The 18,115-nt window shown below is 67.0% G+C and carries 15 protein-coding genes; 13 read left to right on the forward strand and 2 right to left on the reverse strand.

The window, feature by feature from the left end:
• The 13 genes from murD to ligA all read left to right on the forward strand — a co-directional run bounded on the left by murD (position 1) and on the right by ligA (position 16,723).
• Positions 1-1,389 carry a UDP-N-acetylmuramoyl-L-alanine--D-glutamate ligase gene (gene murD, locus IG122_RS09415; protein ID WP_193182842.1) on the forward strand — a complete coding sequence of 463 codons (1,389 nt, stop codon included), beginning with the start codon at positions 1-3 and terminating at the stop codon, positions 1,387-1,389.
• Entirely contained in the window at positions 1,386-2,510 is a 1,125-nt protein-coding gene (locus tag IG122_RS09420) for an FtsW/RodA/SpoVE family cell cycle protein (RefSeq protein ID WP_193182844.1), read from the forward strand. The genes murD and IG122_RS09420 overlap by 4 nt, the downstream gene beginning before the upstream one ends.
• On the forward strand, positions 2,510-3,646 hold the full coding sequence (gene murG / locus IG122_RS09425; protein ID WP_193182846.1) for an undecaprenyldiphospho-muramoylpentapeptide beta-N-acetylglucosaminyltransferase: 1,137 nt from the start codon (positions 2,510-2,512) through the stop codon (positions 3,644-3,646). The genes IG122_RS09420 and murG overlap by 1 nt, the downstream gene beginning before the upstream one ends.
• Positions 3,643-5,088, forward strand: a complete 1,446-nt coding sequence (gene murC / locus IG122_RS09430; RefSeq protein ID WP_193182848.1) for a UDP-N-acetylmuramate--L-alanine ligase — start codon at positions 3,643-3,645, stop codon at positions 5,086-5,088. The genes murG and murC overlap by 4 nt, the downstream gene beginning before the upstream one ends.
• Positions 5,085-6,029 carry a UDP-N-acetylmuramate dehydrogenase gene (gene murB, locus IG122_RS09435; protein ID WP_404924353.1) on the forward strand — a complete coding sequence of 315 codons (945 nt, stop codon included), beginning with the start codon at positions 5,085-5,087 and terminating at the stop codon, positions 6,027-6,029. Before murC ends, murB begins: the two co-directional genes overlap by 4 nt.
• On the forward strand, positions 6,026-6,943 hold the full coding sequence (locus IG122_RS09440; protein WP_193182850.1) for a D-alanine--D-alanine ligase: 918 nt from the start codon (positions 6,026-6,028) through the stop codon (positions 6,941-6,943). Before murB ends, IG122_RS09440 begins: the two co-directional genes overlap by 4 nt.
• Positions 6,931-7,803 carry a cell division protein FtsQ/DivIB gene (locus IG122_RS09445; protein WP_193182852.1) on the forward strand — a complete coding sequence of 291 codons (873 nt, stop codon included), beginning with the start codon at positions 6,931-6,933 and terminating at the stop codon, positions 7,801-7,803. Before IG122_RS09440 ends, IG122_RS09445 begins: the two co-directional genes overlap by 13 nt.
• The gene (gene ftsA / locus IG122_RS09450; protein WP_193182854.1) at positions 7,803-9,101 is read left to right on the forward strand and encodes a cell division protein FtsA; all 1,299 of its coding nucleotides are present in this window, start codon (positions 7,803-7,805) and stop codon (positions 9,099-9,101) included. The genes IG122_RS09445 and ftsA overlap by 1 nt, the downstream gene beginning before the upstream one ends.
• 188 nt (positions 9,102-9,289) lie before the next feature.
• Positions 9,290-10,903, forward strand: coding sequence for a cell division protein FtsZ (ftsZ, locus tag IG122_RS09455; protein WP_193182856.1), 1,614 nt, complete (start codon positions 9,290-9,292; stop codon positions 10,901-10,903).
• A 180-nt stretch (positions 10,904-11,083) separates the two neighbouring features.
• Complete coding sequence (gene lpxC, locus IG122_RS09460) at positions 11,084-11,998, forward strand: UDP-3-O-acyl-N-acetylglucosamine deacetylase (protein ID WP_193182858.1); 915 nt, start codon at positions 11,084-11,086, stop codon at positions 11,996-11,998.
• A 121-nt stretch (positions 11,999-12,119) separates the two neighbouring features.
• Positions 12,120-12,953: an outer membrane protein assembly factor BamD gene (locus IG122_RS09465; RefSeq protein WP_193182860.1), complete on the forward strand. Its 834-nt coding sequence runs from the start codon at positions 12,120-12,122 to the stop codon at positions 12,951-12,953.
• 6 nt (positions 12,954-12,959) lie between these two features.
• On the forward strand, positions 12,960-14,624 hold the full coding sequence (gene recN, locus IG122_RS09470; RefSeq protein WP_193182862.1) for a DNA repair protein RecN: 1,665 nt from the start codon (positions 12,960-12,962) through the stop codon (positions 14,622-14,624).
• Positions 14,625-14,635: 11 nt separating this feature from the next.
• Positions 14,636-16,723 carry an NAD-dependent DNA ligase LigA gene (ligA, locus tag IG122_RS09475; protein ID WP_193182864.1) on the forward strand — a complete coding sequence of 696 codons (2,088 nt, stop codon included), beginning with the start codon at positions 14,636-14,638 and terminating at the stop codon, positions 16,721-16,723.
• A gap of 21 nt (positions 16,724-16,744) precedes the next feature.
• Here ligA and IG122_RS09480 read toward each other — a convergent pair whose 3' ends face one another.
• Together IG122_RS09480 and IG122_RS09485 are read right to left on the reverse strand one after the other, a co-directional pair.
• Positions 16,745-17,290 (reverse strand): 2'-5' RNA ligase family protein, encoded by a 546-nt coding sequence (locus IG122_RS09480; protein WP_193182866.1) that lies wholly within the window; start codon positions 17,288-17,290, stop codon positions 16,745-16,747.
• Positions 17,291-17,700: 410 nt separating this feature from the next.
• Positions 17,701-18,108, reverse strand: coding sequence for a DUF2000 family protein (locus IG122_RS09485; protein ID WP_193182868.1), 408 nt, complete (start codon positions 18,106-18,108; stop codon positions 17,701-17,703).
• Between the last annotated feature and the right edge of the window lie 7 nt (positions 18,109-18,115).

Raw genomic sequence — 18,115 nt, forward strand, 5'->3', positions numbered from 1 at the left:
ATGATCCCCTGCCACAGCAAATCGGGTAAACGCCTCTTCGTCATGGGCCTCGGCCTCAGCGGTCTCGCGACCGTCGAGGCGCTGGTCGAGGGCGGCGCCGAAGTGCTTGCCTGGGACGACAATGGCGAGCGGCGCGCCAGCGCGGGCCGGCGGGACGCGACGATCGCCGCCCCAGACTCCGTCGACTGGTCCAGGATCGATTACCTGATCCTGAGCCCCGGCATTCCGCACACCCATCCGGAACCGCACCCCGCGGCCAGAATGGCGAAAGCGGCGGGCGTGCCGATCATCGGCGACGTCGAGCTGATGCTCGCCGAATGTCCGGACGCAAGAGTGATCGCGATCACCGGGACCAACGGCAAGTCGACCACCACCGCGCTGATCGGACATATCTTCGAGACCGCCGGCAAGAAGGCCGAGGTCGGCGGCAATCTCGGAACGCCGGTGCTCTCCTTCGAGCCGCTCGGCGCCGACGGCACCTACATTCTCGAGCTCAGCTCCTACCAGCTTGAGCTGACGCCGTCACTCGCTCCGGAAATCGCGATCCTCCTGAACATCTCGCCGGATCATCTCGACCGGCATGGCGGGCTGCGCGGCTATATCGAGGCCAAGACCCGGATCTTCGCCAACCAGACCGCCGGGGACACCGCCATCGTCGGGATCGACGACACGGAAGCCGCCGCCGTCGCGGAGCGGATCGATGCGCAGGCGCCGAAGCTGATGCGGATCTCCGGCAAGGACAATGCGGCGGCGGATCTGCGCTATTCCGGCGCCTCGCTCGTCGCCTGCGGCAAGCCGGTCCTGAGCCTCGCCCCGGCCAAGACCCTGCCGGGAGACCATAACCATCAGAACGCAGCGGCCGCCTATGCCGCCTGCCGCGCGGCGGGGATCGACGCTTCCGTGATCGCCGAAGCGATCTTCAGCTTCCCGGGCCTCGCGCATCGCCAGGAACTGGTGACCGAACGCGACGGCATCCGCTATGTGAACGACAGCAAGGCAACCAACGCCGACGCGGCCGAACGCGCGCTTGGCTGCTACGACCCGATCTACTGGATCGCGGGCGGCCGCGCGAAGGAAGGCGGCATCGCGCCGCTGAAGCCCTATTTCCCGCGCATCCGCCATGCCTTCCTGATCGGCGAATCCGCATCGAGTTTCGGCGAGACCCTCGGCGACGCCGTTCCGCACACCCAGTGCGGCACCCTCGACAAGGCCGTCGATGCCGCCCACCACATGGCGCGGAAAGAGCATCTGCGCGGCGCGACGCTGCTGCTGTCGCCGGCCGCTGCGTCTTGGGATCAGTTCGACAATTTCGAACAGCGCGGCGACCGCTTCCGCGATCAGGTCCTCCGGCTGACCGAGATGGGCGATGGCGGGGAGGCGCGGCCATGAGCACGATCGCCCGCACCGATACGAGCATTCTCGGCCGCTGGTGGTGGACGGTGGATCGCTGGACCGCCGGCGTGCTGTTGCTCATCATCCTCTTCGGCGCCCTGATGATCTTCGCCGCCAGCCCGGCCGTGGCCGAGCGGATCGGCCTCGACAGCTACCACTTCGTGCGCCGCCAGCTCATGCTGCTGCCGGTCGCCGCCGGCGTGCTGTTCACCTGCTCACTGATGAGCCCGCTGCAGGTGCGACGCGCCGCGACCATCGGCTTCATCGGCTGCATCGGGCTGCTGGTCCTCACCCTGATCTTCGGCGCGGAGATCAAGGGCGCCCGGCGCTGGCTCAGCGTCGCCGGCTTCTCCCTGCAGGCCTCGGAATTCCTGAAGCCCTGCTTCGCCGTGGTCGCCGCCTGGATGTTCGCAGAATGGCGCAAGGAAAGCGGCTTCCCGGGCCAGTGGATCGCGATCGCGCTCTACGGCCTCGTCGTTTCCCTGCTGCTGCTGCAGCCGGACCTCGGACAGACCGTCGTCGTCTCCCTGGTCTGGTTCGGCCAGTTCTTCCTCGCCGGCCTACCGATGATGCTGGTCGGCGGCGCGGCCCTGCTCGGCGCGGGCGGTCTGGTCGCGGCCTATTTCCTGCTGCCGCACGTCAACGACCGGATCAACCGTTTCCTCGATCCGGCGGCCGGCGACAGCTATCAGGTCGAACGCTCTCTGGAAGCCTTCCGCAGCGGCGGCCTCCTCGGCACCGGCCCCGGCGAGGGCCAGGTGAAGGCCTTCCTGCCGGACGCTCATGCCGACTTCGTCTTCTCCGTCGCCGGCGAGGAATTCGGCGCCATCGTCTGCCTCCTTCTGATCGTCCTCTTCGGCTTCGTCGTACTGCGCGGCTTCGCCCGCCTGTTCTCCGAGCAGAGCCTGTTCGTGCTGCTGGCGGGCGCGGGCCTGCTCGCCCAGTTCGGCCTGCAGTCGATCATCCACATGGCGTCCGCCCTGCAGCTGATGCCGGCGAAGGGCATGACCCTGCCCTTTATCAGCTACGGCGGTTCGTCCCTGCTCGCGCTCGCGCTCGGCATGGGCCTGATGCTGGCGCTGACCCGCAGCCGGGCCGGCCGGATGGAGGCATTGTGATGAGCGGCGGAACCGTCATCCTCGCCGCCGGCGGCACCGGCGGGCACATCTTCCCGGCCCTGTCGCTCGGTCAGGCGCTCATCGCGCGCGGCATCCGCGTCGCACTGGTCACCGACGACCGCGGCGGCCGCTACGAGGGCGAGAACCCGGAGGTCGCGGTGCGCCGCATCCGCGCCGCCAGCCCGAGCAAGGGCGGCATCGCCGGCAAAGCGAAAGCGATCGTCGAACTCGGCATCGGCGCGCTGCAGGCGGCGATCCACATGAAAGGCCTCGGCGCTGCCATCGCTGTCGGCTTCGGCGGTTATCCCTCGGTCCCGACCGTGCGCGCCGCCGCATTCCTCGGCCTGCCGGTCGTGCTGCACGAACAGAACGCCGTGCTCGGCCGCGCCAACCGCTTCCTCGCGCCGCACGCCTCGAAGATCGCCACCTCGTTCCGCGAGATGACCAATCTCTCCGAACGCGAGTCCGCGAAATGCCACTTCACCGGCAATCCGGTGCGCGACAACGTGCTGGCGCTGCGCGGCGAGAAGATTGTCGCCTCGGACGGTCCGGTCAACCTCCTGGTCTTCGGCGGCAGCCAGGGCGCGACCGTGTTTTCCAATGTCGTTCCCGCCGGGATCGCAGAGTTGCCGGAGAACCTCCGCTCCCGCCTGCGCATCACCCAGCAGAGCCGGGCCGAAGACATCGAGCGCGTGAAAGCGGAATACCAGCGCCTCGGCGTCGCCGCTGACATCCGCGCCTTTTTCGACGACCTGCCGGACCGCATGGCCTCGGCCGACCTGGTCATCGCCCGCTCCGGCGCCTCGACCATCGCCGAGCTGACCACGCTCGGCCGCCCGTCGATCCTGGTGCCCTATCCGAGCGCCGCCGACGACCACCAGACCGCCAATGCCCGCGCCGTCGAAGCCGGCAAGGCTGCCTGGGTCATGACCGAACCGGCGGAATTCACCGCGCCGAAACTCGCCGGCGCCCTGCTCGGCCTGCTGAAGGCGCCCGATCGCCTGAACCGGGCCGCCTCCGCGGCGCGCGACCTCGGCACGCCGGACGCGGCCGATCGCCTCGCCGATCTCGTCATTGCCACCGCGCCGGCCCTCGCCGCCGCCCCTTCGACCCCGCAACAAGGACGCGCCGCATGAGAGAGATGCCGCTCAGCATCGGAACCATGCACTTCACCGGCATCGGCGGTATCGGCATGTCCGGCATCGCCGAGGTTCTGCACAATCTCGGCTATTCAGTGCAAGGCAGCGACATTGCGGAAAACCCGAATGTGCGCCGCCTGAGGGATCTCGGCATCAAGGTATTCATCGGCCAGCAGGCCTCGAATATCGAGGATGCCTCCATCGTCGTCATCTCCACCGCGATCAAGCGGAACAATCCGGAACTGCTGGCCGCGCGCGAGCGCATGCTGCCGGTGGTCCACCGCTCCGAGATGCTGGGCGAGCTGATGCGGCTGAAATGGTCGATCGCTTGCGCCGGCACCCACGGCAAGACCACCACCACCTCGCTGGTCGCCGCCATGCTGGACGCCGCAGGGCTCGACCCGACCGTGATCAACGGCGGCATCATCAACGCCTACGGTACCAATGCCCGGCTCGGTTCCGGCGACTGGATGGTGGTCGAGGCGGACGAGAGCGACGGCAGCTTCAACCGTCTACCGGCGACCATCGCCGTCGTCACCAACATCGATCCGGAACATCTCGATTTCCACGGCGATTTCGACAAGCTGCAGGAGGCCTTCCGCGCCTTCGTCGCGAACATCCCGTTCTACGGTTTCGCCACCCTCTGCATCGATCATCCGACGGTGCAGAAGCTGATCCCGAAGGTCGCTGACCGCCGCATCGTCACCTACGGCTTCTCGCCGCAGGCGGATGTCCGCGCCGTCAATCTCGAGATCACCTCCTCTGGCGCGAAATACGACGTCGTGATCGCCGACCGTGCGCACGACACCGAGCGTACGCTCGAGGGCGTGACCCTGCCGATGTACGGCCAGCACAACGTCTCCAACTCCCTCGCCGCGATCGCCATCGGCATCGAGATGGGCCTCAGCGACGACCTGGTCGCCAAGGCGCTCGCCGGCTTCAGCGGTGTGAAGCGCCGTTTCACCAAGACCGGCGAGACCGGAGGCGTTTCCGTAATCGACGATTACGGCCACCATCCGGTCGAGATCAGCGCCGTGCTCTCCGCCGCACGCTCCGCCTGCCCGGACGGCCGCGTCTATGCCGTCGTGCAGCCGCACCGTTATTCCCGCCTGCACGACCTCTTCGAGGATTTCTGCGCCTGCTTCAACGACGCCGACGGCGTCATCGTCGCGGATGTCTATACCGCCGGTGAGGATCCGATCGAGGGCGCCGACCGGGACAGCCTGATCGCCGGCCTCCGCGCCCGCGGGCACCGTCATGTCTATGCGTTGAACGACCCGTCCGAACTCGCCGGCATCGTCGCCGGGATCACCAAGCCCGGCGACATGGTGGTCTGCCTCGGCGCCGGCAGTATCACCAACTGGGCCCAGGCCCTTCCGGGCCAGCTCGAACCGCTGGTGAGCGGCGCCGCGCGCGCCGCCGGGACGGAAGGGCAATGACCATGGCCGCTCTCCGTTCCGACGAGACCCGTCCCCTGATCGAGCGCCTGCCCGAGGTGCGCGGGCGCTACCAGGAGAATGTCGATCTCGCGCAGCAGACCTGGTTCCGCGTCGGCGGCCCGGCGGAAGTCGTGTTCCGTCCGGCGGATGCCGAGGATCTCGCGGTCTTCCTGCGCGGCAAGCCGGCCGACGTGCCGGTGACCGTGATCGGCGTGACCTCCAACCTGCTGATCCGCGACGGCGGTATTCCGGGCGTGGTGATCCGGCTCGCCCGCGGTTTCAACGAGATCCGCTTCGGGACCGACATGGTGACCGCGGGCGCCGCGGTACTCGACCTCAACCTGGCGAAGGCCGCGCTCGCCGAGGGCCGCGACGGTCTCGCCTTCATGTCCGGCATCCCGGGCAGCATCGGCGGCGGCCTGCGCATGAATGCGGGCGCCTACGGCCGGGAGTTCAAGGACGTCCTGTTCTCCGCCGAGCTGGTGACCGGCGACGGCATCATCCGGCGCGTGCCGGCCGCCGCGCTCGGCATGTCCTACCGGCACACCGATGCGCCTGCCGACTGGATCTACACGGAAGCGACCTTCCACGCCCCCGCGGGAGACAAGGCGGAGATCGCGCGTGCGATGGACGAAATAAAGCAGGCCCGCGAGAGCAGCCAGCCGATCCGCGAACGGACCGGCGGCAGCACCTTCGCCAATCCGGAAGGCGGCAAAGCCTGGCAGTTGGTCGACGCGGCCGGCTGCCGCGGCCTCCGGGTCGGTGGCGCCATGGTCTCGGAACAGCACTGCAATTTCCTGATCAATACCGGCACCGCGACCGCATCGGACATCGAGGCCCTCGGCGAATCCGTGCGGCGCCGGGTGAAGGAGAAGAGCGGTGTGGAGCTGCGCTGGGAAATCCGGCGCATCGGAGTCACCAGGCAGGGAGAAGACGCATGAGCAAGCACGTCGCGGTTCTGATGGGCGGCTGGTCCGGCGAGCGCGAGGTTTCGCTCTCGAGCGGTCGCGAGTGCGCCAAGGCCCTGCGCGAGGCTGGCTACCAGGTGACCGAGGTCGATGTCGACCGGCAGATCCCGTTCCGGCTCGCCGAGCTGAAGCCGGATGTCTGCTTCAACGCCCTGCACGGCCGCATCGGCGAGGACGGCAATATCCAGGGCCTGCTGAACATCATGGATATTCCCTATACGCATTCCGGCGTCGAGGCCTCGGCCATCGCGATGGACAAGCCGCGCGCCAAGGAACTCTTCGCCCGTGCCGGCATCAAATGCCCTGTCGGCATCGTGCGCTCCCGTGAGGAAGCCCTCGAGCGCGAGGCGCTGAAGCGCCCCTATGTGCTGAAGCCGATCGACCAGGGCTCCAGCCTCGGTGTCCACATCGTGCGCCCGGGCGACAATTACCGTCCGACGAAGGAAGACTGGCCCTTCGGCGACATGGTGCTGGAAGAGAAGTTCATCGCCGGCCGCGAGCTGACCGTCGCCGTTCTGGACGGTGCTGCCCTCGCGGTCACCGAGATCACCTCGGAACGTGGTTTCTACGATTACGACGCCAAGTACGCCGACGGCGGCTCTATCCACATTCTGCCGGCGCGGCTTCCGGAGGCAGTGACCGCCCGCGCCCTGGAAATGGCGGAGAAGGCTCATTCGGCGCTCGGCTGCCGCGGCGTCAGCCGGGCCGATCTGCGCTTCGACGACACCGAAACCGAAGCCGATCCCGACAATCTCTACCTGCTCGAGGTCAATACCCAGCCGGGTATGACCCCGACCTCTCTGGTTCCCGAACAGGCCAGTTTCCGCGGCATGAACTTCCCCGCGCTCTGCGCCAAGCTGGTGGAGGACGCACGATGCGACTACTGAGCCCCGCCAAAGGCACCAAAGGCAAGAAGACTGCCGCCAAGCGGCGTCCGGCCCGGCGTCCGAGACTGTCGGCCCGCCGCATGCGGCAGGTGCTGATCGGCACCGGTTTCGCCGCCCTGACCGCGATCGTCGCCGGCACCGGCTGGCACGCGGCGCGCACCGGCGCGATCGGTCAGCTCGCCGCCGCCATCGACGATGCCGGCATCGCGGTGTCGAACGAGCTCGGCCTCGTCGTCTCCGACATCCTCGTCGAGGGTCGCTACCGCACGGAGCGCAGCGACCTGGTCGGCGCGATCGCGACTGACCGCGGCACCCCGATCCTCCGCGTCGATCTCGCGGCGCTGAAGGCGCGCGTCGACGCGCTCCCCTGGGTCCGCACCGCCACAATCGAACGGCGCCTGCCGGATACACTGTTCGTCCGCCTCGAGGAACGCACACCGCTGGCGCTCTGGCAGCGCGAAGGCGAGCTGACCTTGATCGACGATCTGGGCGTCGAGGTGCCGGGACAGAACCCGCGCCGCTTCGCCGATCTGCCCATTGTCGTCGGCGATGAGGCACCGGCCCGGGCCCGCGCCTTCCTCGCCCTCCTGTCGCGCGAGCCGGACCTGAACAAGCGCGTGCGTGCCGTCACCTGGATCGGCGAGCGGCGCTGGAACGTGCGGCTCGATACCGGGGTCGATATCGAGCTGCCGGAACGGGCGCCGGAGAAGGCCTGGTCCCACCTCGCGCAGCTTCAGCGCGACCATCACGTGCTCGACCGCGACGTGGTCGCCATCGACCTGCGCCTGCCGAACCAGCTCGTGGTCCGCGTCGCGCCGGACGTCTCGAGCCGTCTCCGCAATCCCGGAAAGGACACCTGATGCGCAAGAGCCTGGTCAAACCGCGCACCGGCACCGTCGCGATCCTGGATATCGGGTCGACGAAGATCTGCTGCCTGATCGCCCGGATCGGCGAGAGCGGCGCACGGATCGCGCCCGGCGAAGGCGGCAAGAGCCTGCCCGGCATCCGGGTCACCGGCATCGGCCATCAGGTCGCGCGCGGCATCCGCAGCGGCATGGTGATCGACATGGCCGAGGCCGAGGAATGCGTGCGCGCCGCGGTCCATACGGCGGAGAAGATGGCCGACGAGACCATCCAGCGGGTCTTCGTCAATCTCTCCGGCGGCTATCCGCATTCCCAAACCGTCGGCGTCGAGGTCGCGATCGGCGGCCAGGAGGTCTGCGATACCGACATGCGCCGCATTCTGAGCCAGTGGCAGAAGCTCGAGGTCGAGGCCGACCGCCAGCTCATCCACTCGATCCCGGTCGGCTATTCGATCGACGGCAGCCGCGGCATCCGCGATCCGCGCGGCATGTGCGGGGTCCGTCTCGGCGCCTCCATGCACATGGTCACCGCCGCGTCCAGCGCGGTGCGCAACATCGCCAGCGTGATCGAGCGCTGCCATCTTGGGATCGAGGCCTTCGTGGTTTCGCCCTATGCTTCCGGCCTCGCCTGCCTGGTCGAGGACGAGCGCGATCTCGGCGTCACCGTGATCGACATGGGCGGCGGTACCACGACCATGGCGGTCTTCTTCGACGGCAGCGTGATCTACACCGACTGCGTGCCGGTCGGCGGCGCGCATATCACGAGCGACATCGCCCGCGGTCTCGCCACCCCGGTGCACGAGGCCGAACGGCTGAAGACGCTCTATGGCAGCGCGATCCCGTCCAGCCTCGACGAGCGCGAGGTCATCGATGTGCCGCTGGTCGGCGAGCAGGACGAGACCCACCCCAATCATGTCCCGAAATCCCTCCTGATCCGGATCATCCATCCGCGTCTGGAGGAAACCTTCGAACTTGTTCGGGGCCGGCTGGAAGCCAGCGGGTTCGACAAGGTCGCCGGCCGCCGCGTGGTGATCACCGGCGGTGCCAGCCAGATGCCGGGGATCCGGGATCTGGCGCAGGAAATCCTGGACAAGCAGGTCCGTCTGGGCCGGCCGATCCGGGTCAACGGGCTGGCCGACGTCGCCAGCGGTCCGGCCTTCGCGACGAGCGCCGGACTGCTCGCCTACGCGGCCGATCCGGCACTCGACGCGTCCCGCCAGGGGCATGTCGCCAACAAGGAGACCGGAAGCGGGCTGTTCGGCCGCGTCGGCTCCTGGCTGAGGGAGAACTTCTGATGATCGAGACCCGGTTCCACCCCACCGCACATGCCGGCCCGCGCCCGAAAGGAACGGCCCGACAACCGAGCCACAGGAATTCAGTGACAGAACGTTCACCGACCCCGGCCGAAAGGCCCAATACCCGCGTGCTTCAGGCGCGCATCCCCCAGAGCACCCTCTAAACGCGAGAACAGGAGGCCACCCCCATGACCATCAACATCTCCGTCCCCACCGAAGACAACGACCTGAAGCCGCGGATCAGCGTGGTCGGCGTCGGCGGCGCCGGCGGCAATGCCGTCAACAACATGATCCGCTCCAACCTCGAAGGCGTCGAGTTCATCGTCACCAATACCGACGCCCAGGCCCTCAAGCAGTCGCTCGCCGACCGCACGATCCAGCTCGGCACCGGCGTCACCCAGGGTCTCGGCGCCGGCTCCCGGCCGGAAGTCGGCCGCGCCGCCGCCGAGGAAGCGATCGGCGAGATCATGGAGAACCTGCGCGACAGCAACATGGTCTTCATCACCGCCGGCATGGGCGGCGGCACCGGGTCCGGCGCCGCTCCGGTGATCGCCCAGACCGCCCGCGAGAACGGCATCCTGACCGTCGGCGTGGTGACCAAGCCGTTCCACTTCGAAGGCCAGCACCGGATGCGCATCGCCGATCAGGCGATCGAGGAGCTGACCCAGTATGTCGACACCCTGATCATCATCCCGAACCAGAACCTGTTCCGGGTGGCGAACGAGAAGACGACTTTCGCGGACGCCTTCAACATGGCCGACGACGTGCTGCATTCCGGCGTGCGCGGCGTCACCGACCTGATGATCATGCCGGGCCTGATCAACCTCGACTTCGCGGACATCCGTACGGTCATGAGCGAGATGGGCAAGGCGATGATGGGCACCGGCGAGGCGAGCGGCGAGAAGCGCGCCATCGACGCCGCCGAGGCCGCGATCAACAACCCGCTGCTCGAGGACACCACGATGAAGGGTGCCCGCGGCGTGCTGATCAACATCACCGGCGGCATGGACATGACCCTGTTCGAGGTCGACGAGGCCGCCAACCGCATCCGCGAGGAAGTCGATCCGGAAGCCAACATCATCTTCGGCTCGACCTTCGACGAGAAGATGGAAGGCACCATGCGGGTCTCCGTGGTCGCCACCGGCATCGCCGCCGAGGGCATGGCCGCCAAGCGCCCGCCGCTGACCGTCGTCCCGACCAAGGCGAAGGCCGCCCCGGCCGCGAAGCCCGCCGCGGAAGCGGCCCCGGCGCCGGCTGCTGCGGTCGCCTCCGCCACGGCCATGCCGACCGCTCCGGCCGCCGACATCCCGGCGATCTCGGCCACGACCGAGACCGTCCATGTTGCCGGCAACACCCTCGTGATCGGCGAGATGGACCTCGACGAGGCCGCGCTGGAAGCCCAGACCAAGGCCGACGCCGCGAAGAGCATGAAGACAGAAGAAGAGCCGGCCGCTCCGAAGGCCGGAGACAGCTTCATCGCCCCGCCGCCGGCGATGCCGGAGACCACAGCCGCCAGCGGCGAGCCGGACCCCTTCCAGGCGGCGGCGATGGTCAATGCCGGCGGGCGCGAGAGCGCCGCGGAGAAGACTCCGAGCCTGTTCACCCGGATGACCGGGATCGGCAGCAAGAAGCCGTCCGAGCCGGCCCAGGAGGCCCGCCCGCAGCGCTTCGTGGACGTCAACGCGGCGGAACCGAAGCAGGCCCGTCTCGGCGCTCTGGAACAGTCGGAAAGGGTCGCCCCGTCCCGTCAGGACGACGACCTTCTGGACATTCCGGCCTTCCTGCGCAGGCAGGCTAACTAACCTGGATTTTAGGCCGTTATATCAGACGTTTACGGCGTAATATTCAGTTACAAAGAGTGATTTGAGAGCCCCGGAAGATATTGATACATCTTCTGGGGCTTTCATTATCCAGAGCAATTCCGTGCAGAATTTGCCGTAAAACACAGGCAAATCCTGCGGTTGCAGCAGGAGCATCGTTAAGTGATTTCGCAACAGACCTTGAAGACGAGCATATCCTGCACGGGTGTCGGGTTGCATGGCGGTGTCGACTGCGTAATGACGCTGCACCCCGCGGATGCCGATCACGGCATCGTCTTCAAGCGCACCGATGTCTCCGGCAAGGATCCGCTGGTCCCCGCGCGCTGGGATATGGTCCACGATGCGACCATGTGCACCCGGCTGCAGAACGGCGACGGCGTGAGCGTCTCCACCGTCGAACACCTGATGGCGGCGTTCGCCGGCTGCCGCATCGACAATGCCCTGATCGAAATCGACGGCCCGGAAGTCCCGATCATGGACGGCTCCTCCGAGCCCTTCGTCCTGCTGATCGAATGCGCCGGGATCCGCAAGCTTCCCGCGCCGCGCAAGGCGATCCGGGTCCTGAAGCGGGTTTCCGCCGCGGACGACAAGCGGCATATCGAGCTCAGCCCGGACGATCATTTCTCCGTCAATTTCGAGATCGAGTTCGACAGCGCGGCCATCACCGAGAAGCAGCTCGACGTGAAACTGGTGAACGGCACCTTCAACGAGAAGATCAGCGGCGCGCGGACCTTCGGCTTCATGCAGGATATCGACCGCTTGCGGGCCGCCGGTCTCGGCCGTGGCGGTAATCTGGACAATGTGGTGATCGTCGACGGCGACCGGATCCTCAACGAGGGCGGTCTGCGCTTCAAGGACGAGTTCGTGCGCCACAAGATCCTCGACTGTGTCGGCGACCTCTATCTCGCCGGCGCGCCGATTCTCGGCCGCGTCGATGCCTCGAAATCCGGGCATCTGTTCAACAACAAGCTGCTCCGGGAGCTGTTCGCGGACGAAAGCGCCTGGGAGCTGGTCGAGATGACGCCGGAGATGGCGGCAGCCGACCACGACCATCCGCTGCTTGCCGCGACCGCTTAATTCCTCTATCCGATCACACAGGACGGAGCGTTCGGGCCGACCCGCGTCGGCCGGAAGCTAGCCCCTTGGCTACAGCGCCCCGGGACCGTATTTTCTAAGGGCACATGTCCGGGGAAATCCGATGAAGTTCGCCTATGGAGGTCTGGGTCCGCTGCGGCTGAAACGCCTTGCACTGCTGGCCTGCGCCCTTGCTCTCGTCGCCTGTAGCTCCAAAGAGGAGAAGCTCGAATATGTCGAGCGGCCGGTCGAGGAGCTCTACAACGAGGCGGTCGATACCGCGCTCGACGGCGACTACAAGAAGGCTGCGCCGCTGTTCGACGAGGTGGAGCGCCAGCATCCCTATTCCGTCTGGGCCACCCAGGCCCAGCTGATGGCCGCCTACTCGCTCTACCAGAGCAACAAGTACGACGACGCGATCAGCGCGCTCGACCGCTTCATCCAGCTCAATCCGAGCAACCAGAATGTCGATTATGCCTATTACCTGAAGGGGCTCAGCTACTACGAGCAGATCGTCGATGTCGGGCGCGACCAGAAACTGACCCGCAACGCGATGGAGACACTCGACGAACTCGTCCAGCGTTTCCCGGAGAGCAAATATTCCCGCGACGCCCTGCTGAAGATCGATCTCACCCGGAACCACCTTGCCGGCAAGGAGATGGAGATCGGCCGCTTCTACCTGCGCCAGGGCAAATATCTCGCTGCCATCAACCGCTTCAAGAAAGTGGTCGAGGACTACGACACCACCGACCAGGTGCCCGAAGCGCTGCATCGCCTGACCGAGGCCTATACCGCCCTCGGCCTTCACGAACAGGCCCAACGGACCGCGGCCGTACTCGGACACAACTACCCGGGCAGCGAGTGGTACGAGGACAGCTACGCGCTGGTGACCACCGGCAGCAGCCGTGGCGGCGGCAAGGACGACGGCCTCCTCGGTCTCGGGCTCTGGGTTTTCTGACCTGACATGCTGACCGGCCTCACGATCCGCGATGTGGTGCTGATCGACAGGCTCGACCTCGCTTTCGGGCCCGGCCTCTCCGTGCTGACCGGCGAGACCGGTGCCGGCAAGTCGATCCTGCTCGACGCGCTCGGCCTCGCCCTCGGCGCGCGGGCGGACAGCGGCCTGGTGCGCAACGGCGCCAAGCAGGCCGTCGTCACGGCAAGTTTCGAGGTCTCCGACGGCCACGGCTCGGCGGAAATCCTCGAGGAGATGGGGATCGAGGCGGACGGGCCGGTGATCCTCCGCCGCATCCTGACCGCCGACGGCCGCAGCCGCGCCTTCGCCAATGACGAACCGGTGAATGTCGCCACCCTGAAGCGTCTCGGCGAGACCCTGGTGGAGATCCAGGGCCAGTTCGACCAGCGCGGCCTGATGGACCCGGCGACGCACCGCGAGACACTCGATCTGTTCGGCGGTCATGGCAACCTGCTCTCCGCCGTCCGCGCGACGCATGGCGCCTGGAGCGAGGCCCGCACGGCGCATCGCCGGGCGCGCGAGGAGCTGGAAAGGGCGCGCGCCGACGAGGAATTGCTGCGCCACAATGTCGAGGAACTCGACGGCGCCGCGCCCGAGGAGGGCGAGGAGACCCGCCTCGCCTCGGACCGAACGCTGCTGGCGAACGCGGCACAGATTCTCGAGGCGATGAACGGCGCCGCCGGCGCGCTTGAAGGCGAGGACGGCGCCGAGCAGGCGATCGCGGCGGCACAGCGGATTCTGGAGCGGGTGCGCGACCGAGCGGGCGACAGGCTCGAGTCCGTGATCGACGGGCTCGACCGGGCCGCGGCAGAGGTGCAGGAGGCCCAACACGCGCTCAGCCAGATCGCCTCGGACGTCGAGACGGACAGCGGACGGCTCGAGGAGGTTGACGACCGGCTGCATCTGCTCCGCGCACTGGCCCGCAAGCACGATATCGAAGCCGACCGTCTGCCCGAGATCCACCGGGCGCTGTCCGCCCGCCTCGCCGCGCTGGACGATGCCGGCGGCGGCCTCGCCGACCTCGCCCGTGCCGAGGAGAAGGCCCGCGAGGCCTATGTCGCCGCGGCGAAGAGCCTAAGCGCGGCGCGCGAAACCTCGGCTACCCGTCTGGACAAGGCACTGACCGAGGAACTTGCGCCGCTCAAGCTCGACAAGGCGCGGGTGAAGACGGAGCTGGAGCCGCTCGCCGAGAGCGACTGGGGCGCCGGCGGCACCGAGCGCGTGAGCTTCCAGGTCTCCACCAACCCCGGGGCGCCCTTCGGCCCGCTCGCCCGGATTGCGTCCGGCGGCGAACTCTCGCGCTTCCTGCTCGCCCTGAAGGTCGTGCTCTCCGAGGCCAACCCGGTCTCGACCCTGATATTCGACGAGGTCGACAGCGGGGTTGGCGGCGCGGTCGCGGCGGCGGTCGGCGAACGGCTCGCCCGGCTCGGATCGGAGACCCAGGTTCTGGTCGTCACCCACTCGCCGCAGGTCGCGGCGCGCGGCGTCCGGCACTGGCATGTCGCCAAGCAGGCAGACGGTGAACTGGTCAAGACCGCGGTCTCCCAGCTCGCCGCAAGCGAGCGCCGCGAGGAGCTGGCCCGCATGCTCTCCGGCGCGACCGTGACCGACGAAGCGCGGGCGGCAGCCGACAGTCTACTCCATCCAGCCTGAGGACGAGACCCATGGCAGCGCCGGCAGACCAGAAGGCGGTCGATACCCTTTCCCGCGCAGAGGCTGATTTCGAGCTGCGCTGGCTCGCGGCACAGATCGCGAAACACGACGCGCTCTATCACCAGAAAGATGCGCCCGAAATCAGCGACGCGGATTACGACGCGATGCGCCGCCGCAACGATGAGATCGAGGCCCTCTTCCCGGATCTGATCCGTCCCGACAGCCCATCCCGGCGGGTCGGCGCGGCGCCTGCCGCCGGATTCTCCAAGGTCCGCCACCAGCGGCCGATGCTGTCGCTCTCCAACGCCTTCTCGGAAGAGGACGTGCGGGACTTCGTCGGCCGTATCCGCCGCTTCCTCAGTCTCGCCGAAGAGGAGCCAGTGGCGCTGGTCGCCGAACCGAAGATCGACGGCCTCTCCGCCTCGCTGCGCTACGAGAACGGCAGGTTCGTTCTCGGTGCGACCCGCGGCGACGGCACCGAGGGCGAGGACATCACACGAAACCTGCAGACAATTTCCGACATTCCGGCCGAATTGCCGGAGGGTGCGCCCGCCGTCTTCGAGGTGCGCGGCGAGGTCTTCATGAGCAAGGCGGATTTCTCCGCCCTCAATCAGCGGCAGGAAGAGGCCGGAAAGAAGGTCTTCGCCAATCCGCGCAACGCGGCCGCGGGTTCGGTGCGGCAGCTCGATCCCTCGATCACCGCCAGCCGCCCGCTGCGCTTCTTCGCCTATTCCTGGGGCGAGGTCTCCGAAATGCCGGCGGACACCCAGCGCGGGTTCCTGGACCGGCTGGAGCAGTGGGGCTTCGTCATCAACCCGATGACCCGGCTCTGCGACGGTGCCGATACCGCTCTCAAAGCCTATGAAGAAATCGGCCACGCCCGTCCGACGCTCGACTACGATATCGACGGCGTCGTCTACAAGGTCGACCGGCTGGACTGGCAGGACCGGCTCGGCATGGTCAGCCGGGCGCCGCGCTGGGCCATCGCCCACAAGTTCCCGGCCGAGCAGGCGGAGACCATCCTCGAGAAGATCGAGATCCAGGTCGGCCGCACCGGCGCCCTCACCCCGGTCGCGCGGCTGACGCCGATTACCGTCGGCGGCGTCGTTGTTTCCAACGCCACCCTGCATAACGAGGACGAGATTCGTCGAAAGGATGTGCGCGTCGGCGATACGGTCGTCATCCAGCGCGCCGGCGACGTCATCCCGCAGGTCGTCCGCGTGGTCGAGGAGCGCCGCCCGGAAGGCACCGAAACCTACATTTTCCCCGATCATTGCCCGGTCTGCGGCAGCGAGGCGGTGCGCCCCGAGGGCGAGGCGATCCGACGCTGCACCGGCGGCCTGATCTGTGCCGCCCAAGCGGTCGAGCGGCTGAAGCATTTCGTCTCGCGCGACGCCTTCGACATCGAGGGACTAGGCGCCAAGCAGGTCGAGGCCTTCTACGAGGACGGGCTGATCAAGCAGCCGGGCGACATCTTCCGCCTGAAGACCCATGCGGACGTGCTGATGGAGCGCGAGGGGTGGGGCGAGAAGTCCGTGACCAACCTGCTCGCCGCCATCGAGGAGCGCCGGAATATCGGTCTCGACCGGCTGATCTACGCCCTCGGCATTCGCCAGGTCGGCCAGGCGACCGCCAAGCTGCTCGCCGCCAATTACGGCACGCTGGAGGCCCTGACCGCAGCGATGCTGGAATCGAGCGATCCCGAGTCGGAAGCCTATGCCAACCTGATCAATATCGACCAGATCGGCCCGTCGGTTGCGGAAGACCTGACGGCCTTCTTCCACGAAGACCATAACCGGGAAGTCCTGCGCGATCTTGAGAATGAGCTGAAGATCGGCAGTTTCGAGCTGCAGGTCGCCGACGACAGCCCGGTCGTGGGCAAGACCGTGGTCTTCACCGGCACCCTCACCTCGGTCAGCCGCAACGAGGCCAAGGCAAAGGCCGAATCCCTCGGCGCCAAGGTCGCGGGATCGGTCTCGAAGAAGACGGACTACGTGATTGTCGGCGCCGATGCGGGCTCCAAGGCGCGCAAGGCCGAGGAACTCGGGGTCGCGATCCTCACCGAGGAAGAGTGGTTGGAGATGATCGGGGCCTCCTAGACGAGACGGCGATCAGAGTCTTCAAGGTGTGCCGAGCGGTATCGTCGCGGAGACCGACCAGAGTCCCTGACTGTTATCCATCAAGGCGATCTCGCGGATATGCGCGCCGACCGGAAGAAGCCCGCCGGCGGCGATGGCGAGTTCCTCCGCGATGCTTTCGCGCCTCGACGGATCGGAGACCGAAGCGACCGTCAGATGGGGGACGACATCCGGATGCCTGCCTTCATAGGGCTGGTACTCCGGAAAGGCTTCCCGGACGCTCTCCGTCAATGCCCGAAAGCGCGCGTCCGGCTCCGGCGCGAGATAAATAAGGCCGGGAAACTGCCTGATCCCGGACAGCTTGCAGTCAAACGGCAGGTGCTGGCCGAAACAGGCCGCAAGCCGCCGCACGATGCCGTCGTCGATGAGCTCCGGCGTCATGAAGGGGTAAAGCACCGTCACATGCGCCGGCACGCCGGCGGCGGCCGACGGGTCATAAACGGCCCTGAACGGCGCCACGAGCGTCTCCGCCTCCGGCAGCAGGACGACGAGCGCCGATTGCGCTTCGGGTATCGGCCATCTCTTCATTCTTGCTCCCCATTCGTCATCCCTGGGCCCCGGCCTACGCCGGGGTAACGGTCTGGGATGGGTACCGAACACCGCCTTGTCATTCTCCAGACGGGACGAGAATGCATCGGGCCATGTAATTGACGCATATCAACCCTGAGATTTCTCGATTACTCGGTTTGCAGTAGATCGCCTATCTGTTTGTCAGCAACGGCGAACGAGCGACGGGCTCAGTGCCTCTAACCCCCGAGGAGGTTGCGATGACGAGTTTCCACTATGTCGGTTTATCCCATATGGCCGCGATCGGCGTTCTTACGCTGGTTCTCGCCATCGTTGCCGGATGAGCCCGAACGAAAGCCTTACAAATCCCCTCCCCTAAAAACGGGTTCCGGAAACGGAGTCCGTTTTTTTATGCGCGGCGGATCGGTGCATCAGCTCTGCAGCCTGGCTCCCTTGGTGACCTTGTCGACCAGCTTCCTTTCGTCGCGGATCGCAAGCCCGACGACCGGCATCTCGCTGGCAGCATGCTTTTTCACCGTCGCCCGGTTCGCGGCGTCGTGGCCGGTCGCGAACATGTCCTCGATATAGAGCGACATTCGAACGTCGCGAGCGAGCGCACGCTCATAGATCTTCTTGATGCCCGCGGCGTCGGCAGAGAGCACGATCACCGGCTGGATCAGGAGCGGGTTATAGAGATTGCCTTCAGCGTCCTCGTAGGCCTCGCCCATCAGCTCCGCGCGCCCGCCGACAATCCCGCTGGTCAGGAACGCGGTCACATTGAGCTTCTGCCAGAGCACGAGGTCGTCCCTGAGGACCAGCGCCACCTTGGTATCGAACATCTGTCTT

The organism is Nisaea sediminum (assembly GCF_014904705.1).
Taxonomy (GTDB): Bacteria; Pseudomonadota; Alphaproteobacteria; order Thalassobaculales; family Thalassobaculaceae; genus Nisaea; species Nisaea sediminum.

Excerpts from the sequence above, each read along its gene's own strand:
- murD (WP_193182842.1), top strand. The coding sequence starts at position 1 with ATGATCCCCTGCCACAGCAAATCGGGTAAACGCCTCTTCGTCATGGGC.
- IG122_RS09420 (WP_193182844.1), top strand. The coding sequence starts at position 1,386 with ATGAGCACGATCGCCCGCACCGATACGAGCATTCTCGGCCGCTGGTGG.
- murG (WP_193182846.1), top strand. The coding sequence starts at position 2,510 with ATGAGCGGCGGAACCGTCATCCTCGCCGCCGGCGGCACCGGCGGGCAC.
- murC (WP_193182848.1), top strand. The coding sequence starts at position 3,643 with ATGAGAGAGATGCCGCTCAGCATCGGAACCATGCACTTCACCGGCATC.
- murB (WP_404924353.1), top strand. The coding sequence starts at position 5,085 with ATGACCATGGCCGCTCTCCGTTCCGACGAGACCCGTCCCCTGATCGAG.
- IG122_RS09440 (WP_193182850.1), top strand. The coding sequence starts at position 6,026 with ATGAGCAAGCACGTCGCGGTTCTGATGGGCGGCTGGTCCGGCGAGCGC.
- IG122_RS09445 (WP_193182852.1), top strand. The coding sequence starts at position 6,931 with ATGCGACTACTGAGCCCCGCCAAAGGCACCAAAGGCAAGAAGACTGCC.
- ftsA (WP_193182854.1), top strand. The coding sequence starts at position 7,803 with ATGCGCAAGAGCCTGGTCAAACCGCGCACCGGCACCGTCGCGATCCTG.
- ftsZ (WP_193182856.1), top strand. The coding sequence starts at position 9,290 with ATGACCATCAACATCTCCGTCCCCACCGAAGACAACGACCTGAAGCCG.
- IG122_RS09465 (WP_193182860.1), top strand. The coding sequence starts at position 12,120 with ATGAAGTTCGCCTATGGAGGTCTGGGTCCGCTGCGGCTGAAACGCCTT.
- recN (WP_193182862.1), top strand. The coding sequence starts at position 12,960 with ATGCTGACCGGCCTCACGATCCGCGATGTGGTGCTGATCGACAGGCTC.
- ligA (WP_193182864.1), top strand. The coding sequence starts at position 14,636 with ATGGCAGCGCCGGCAGACCAGAAGGCGGTCGATACCCTTTCCCGCGCA.
- IG122_RS09480 (WP_193182866.1), bottom strand. The coding sequence starts at position 17,290 with ATGAAGAGATGGCCGATACCCGAAGCGCAATCGGCGCTCGTCGTCCTG.
- IG122_RS09485 (WP_193182868.1), bottom strand. The coding sequence starts at position 18,108 with ATGTTCGATACCAAGGTGGCGCTGGTCCTCAGGGACGACCTCGTGCTC.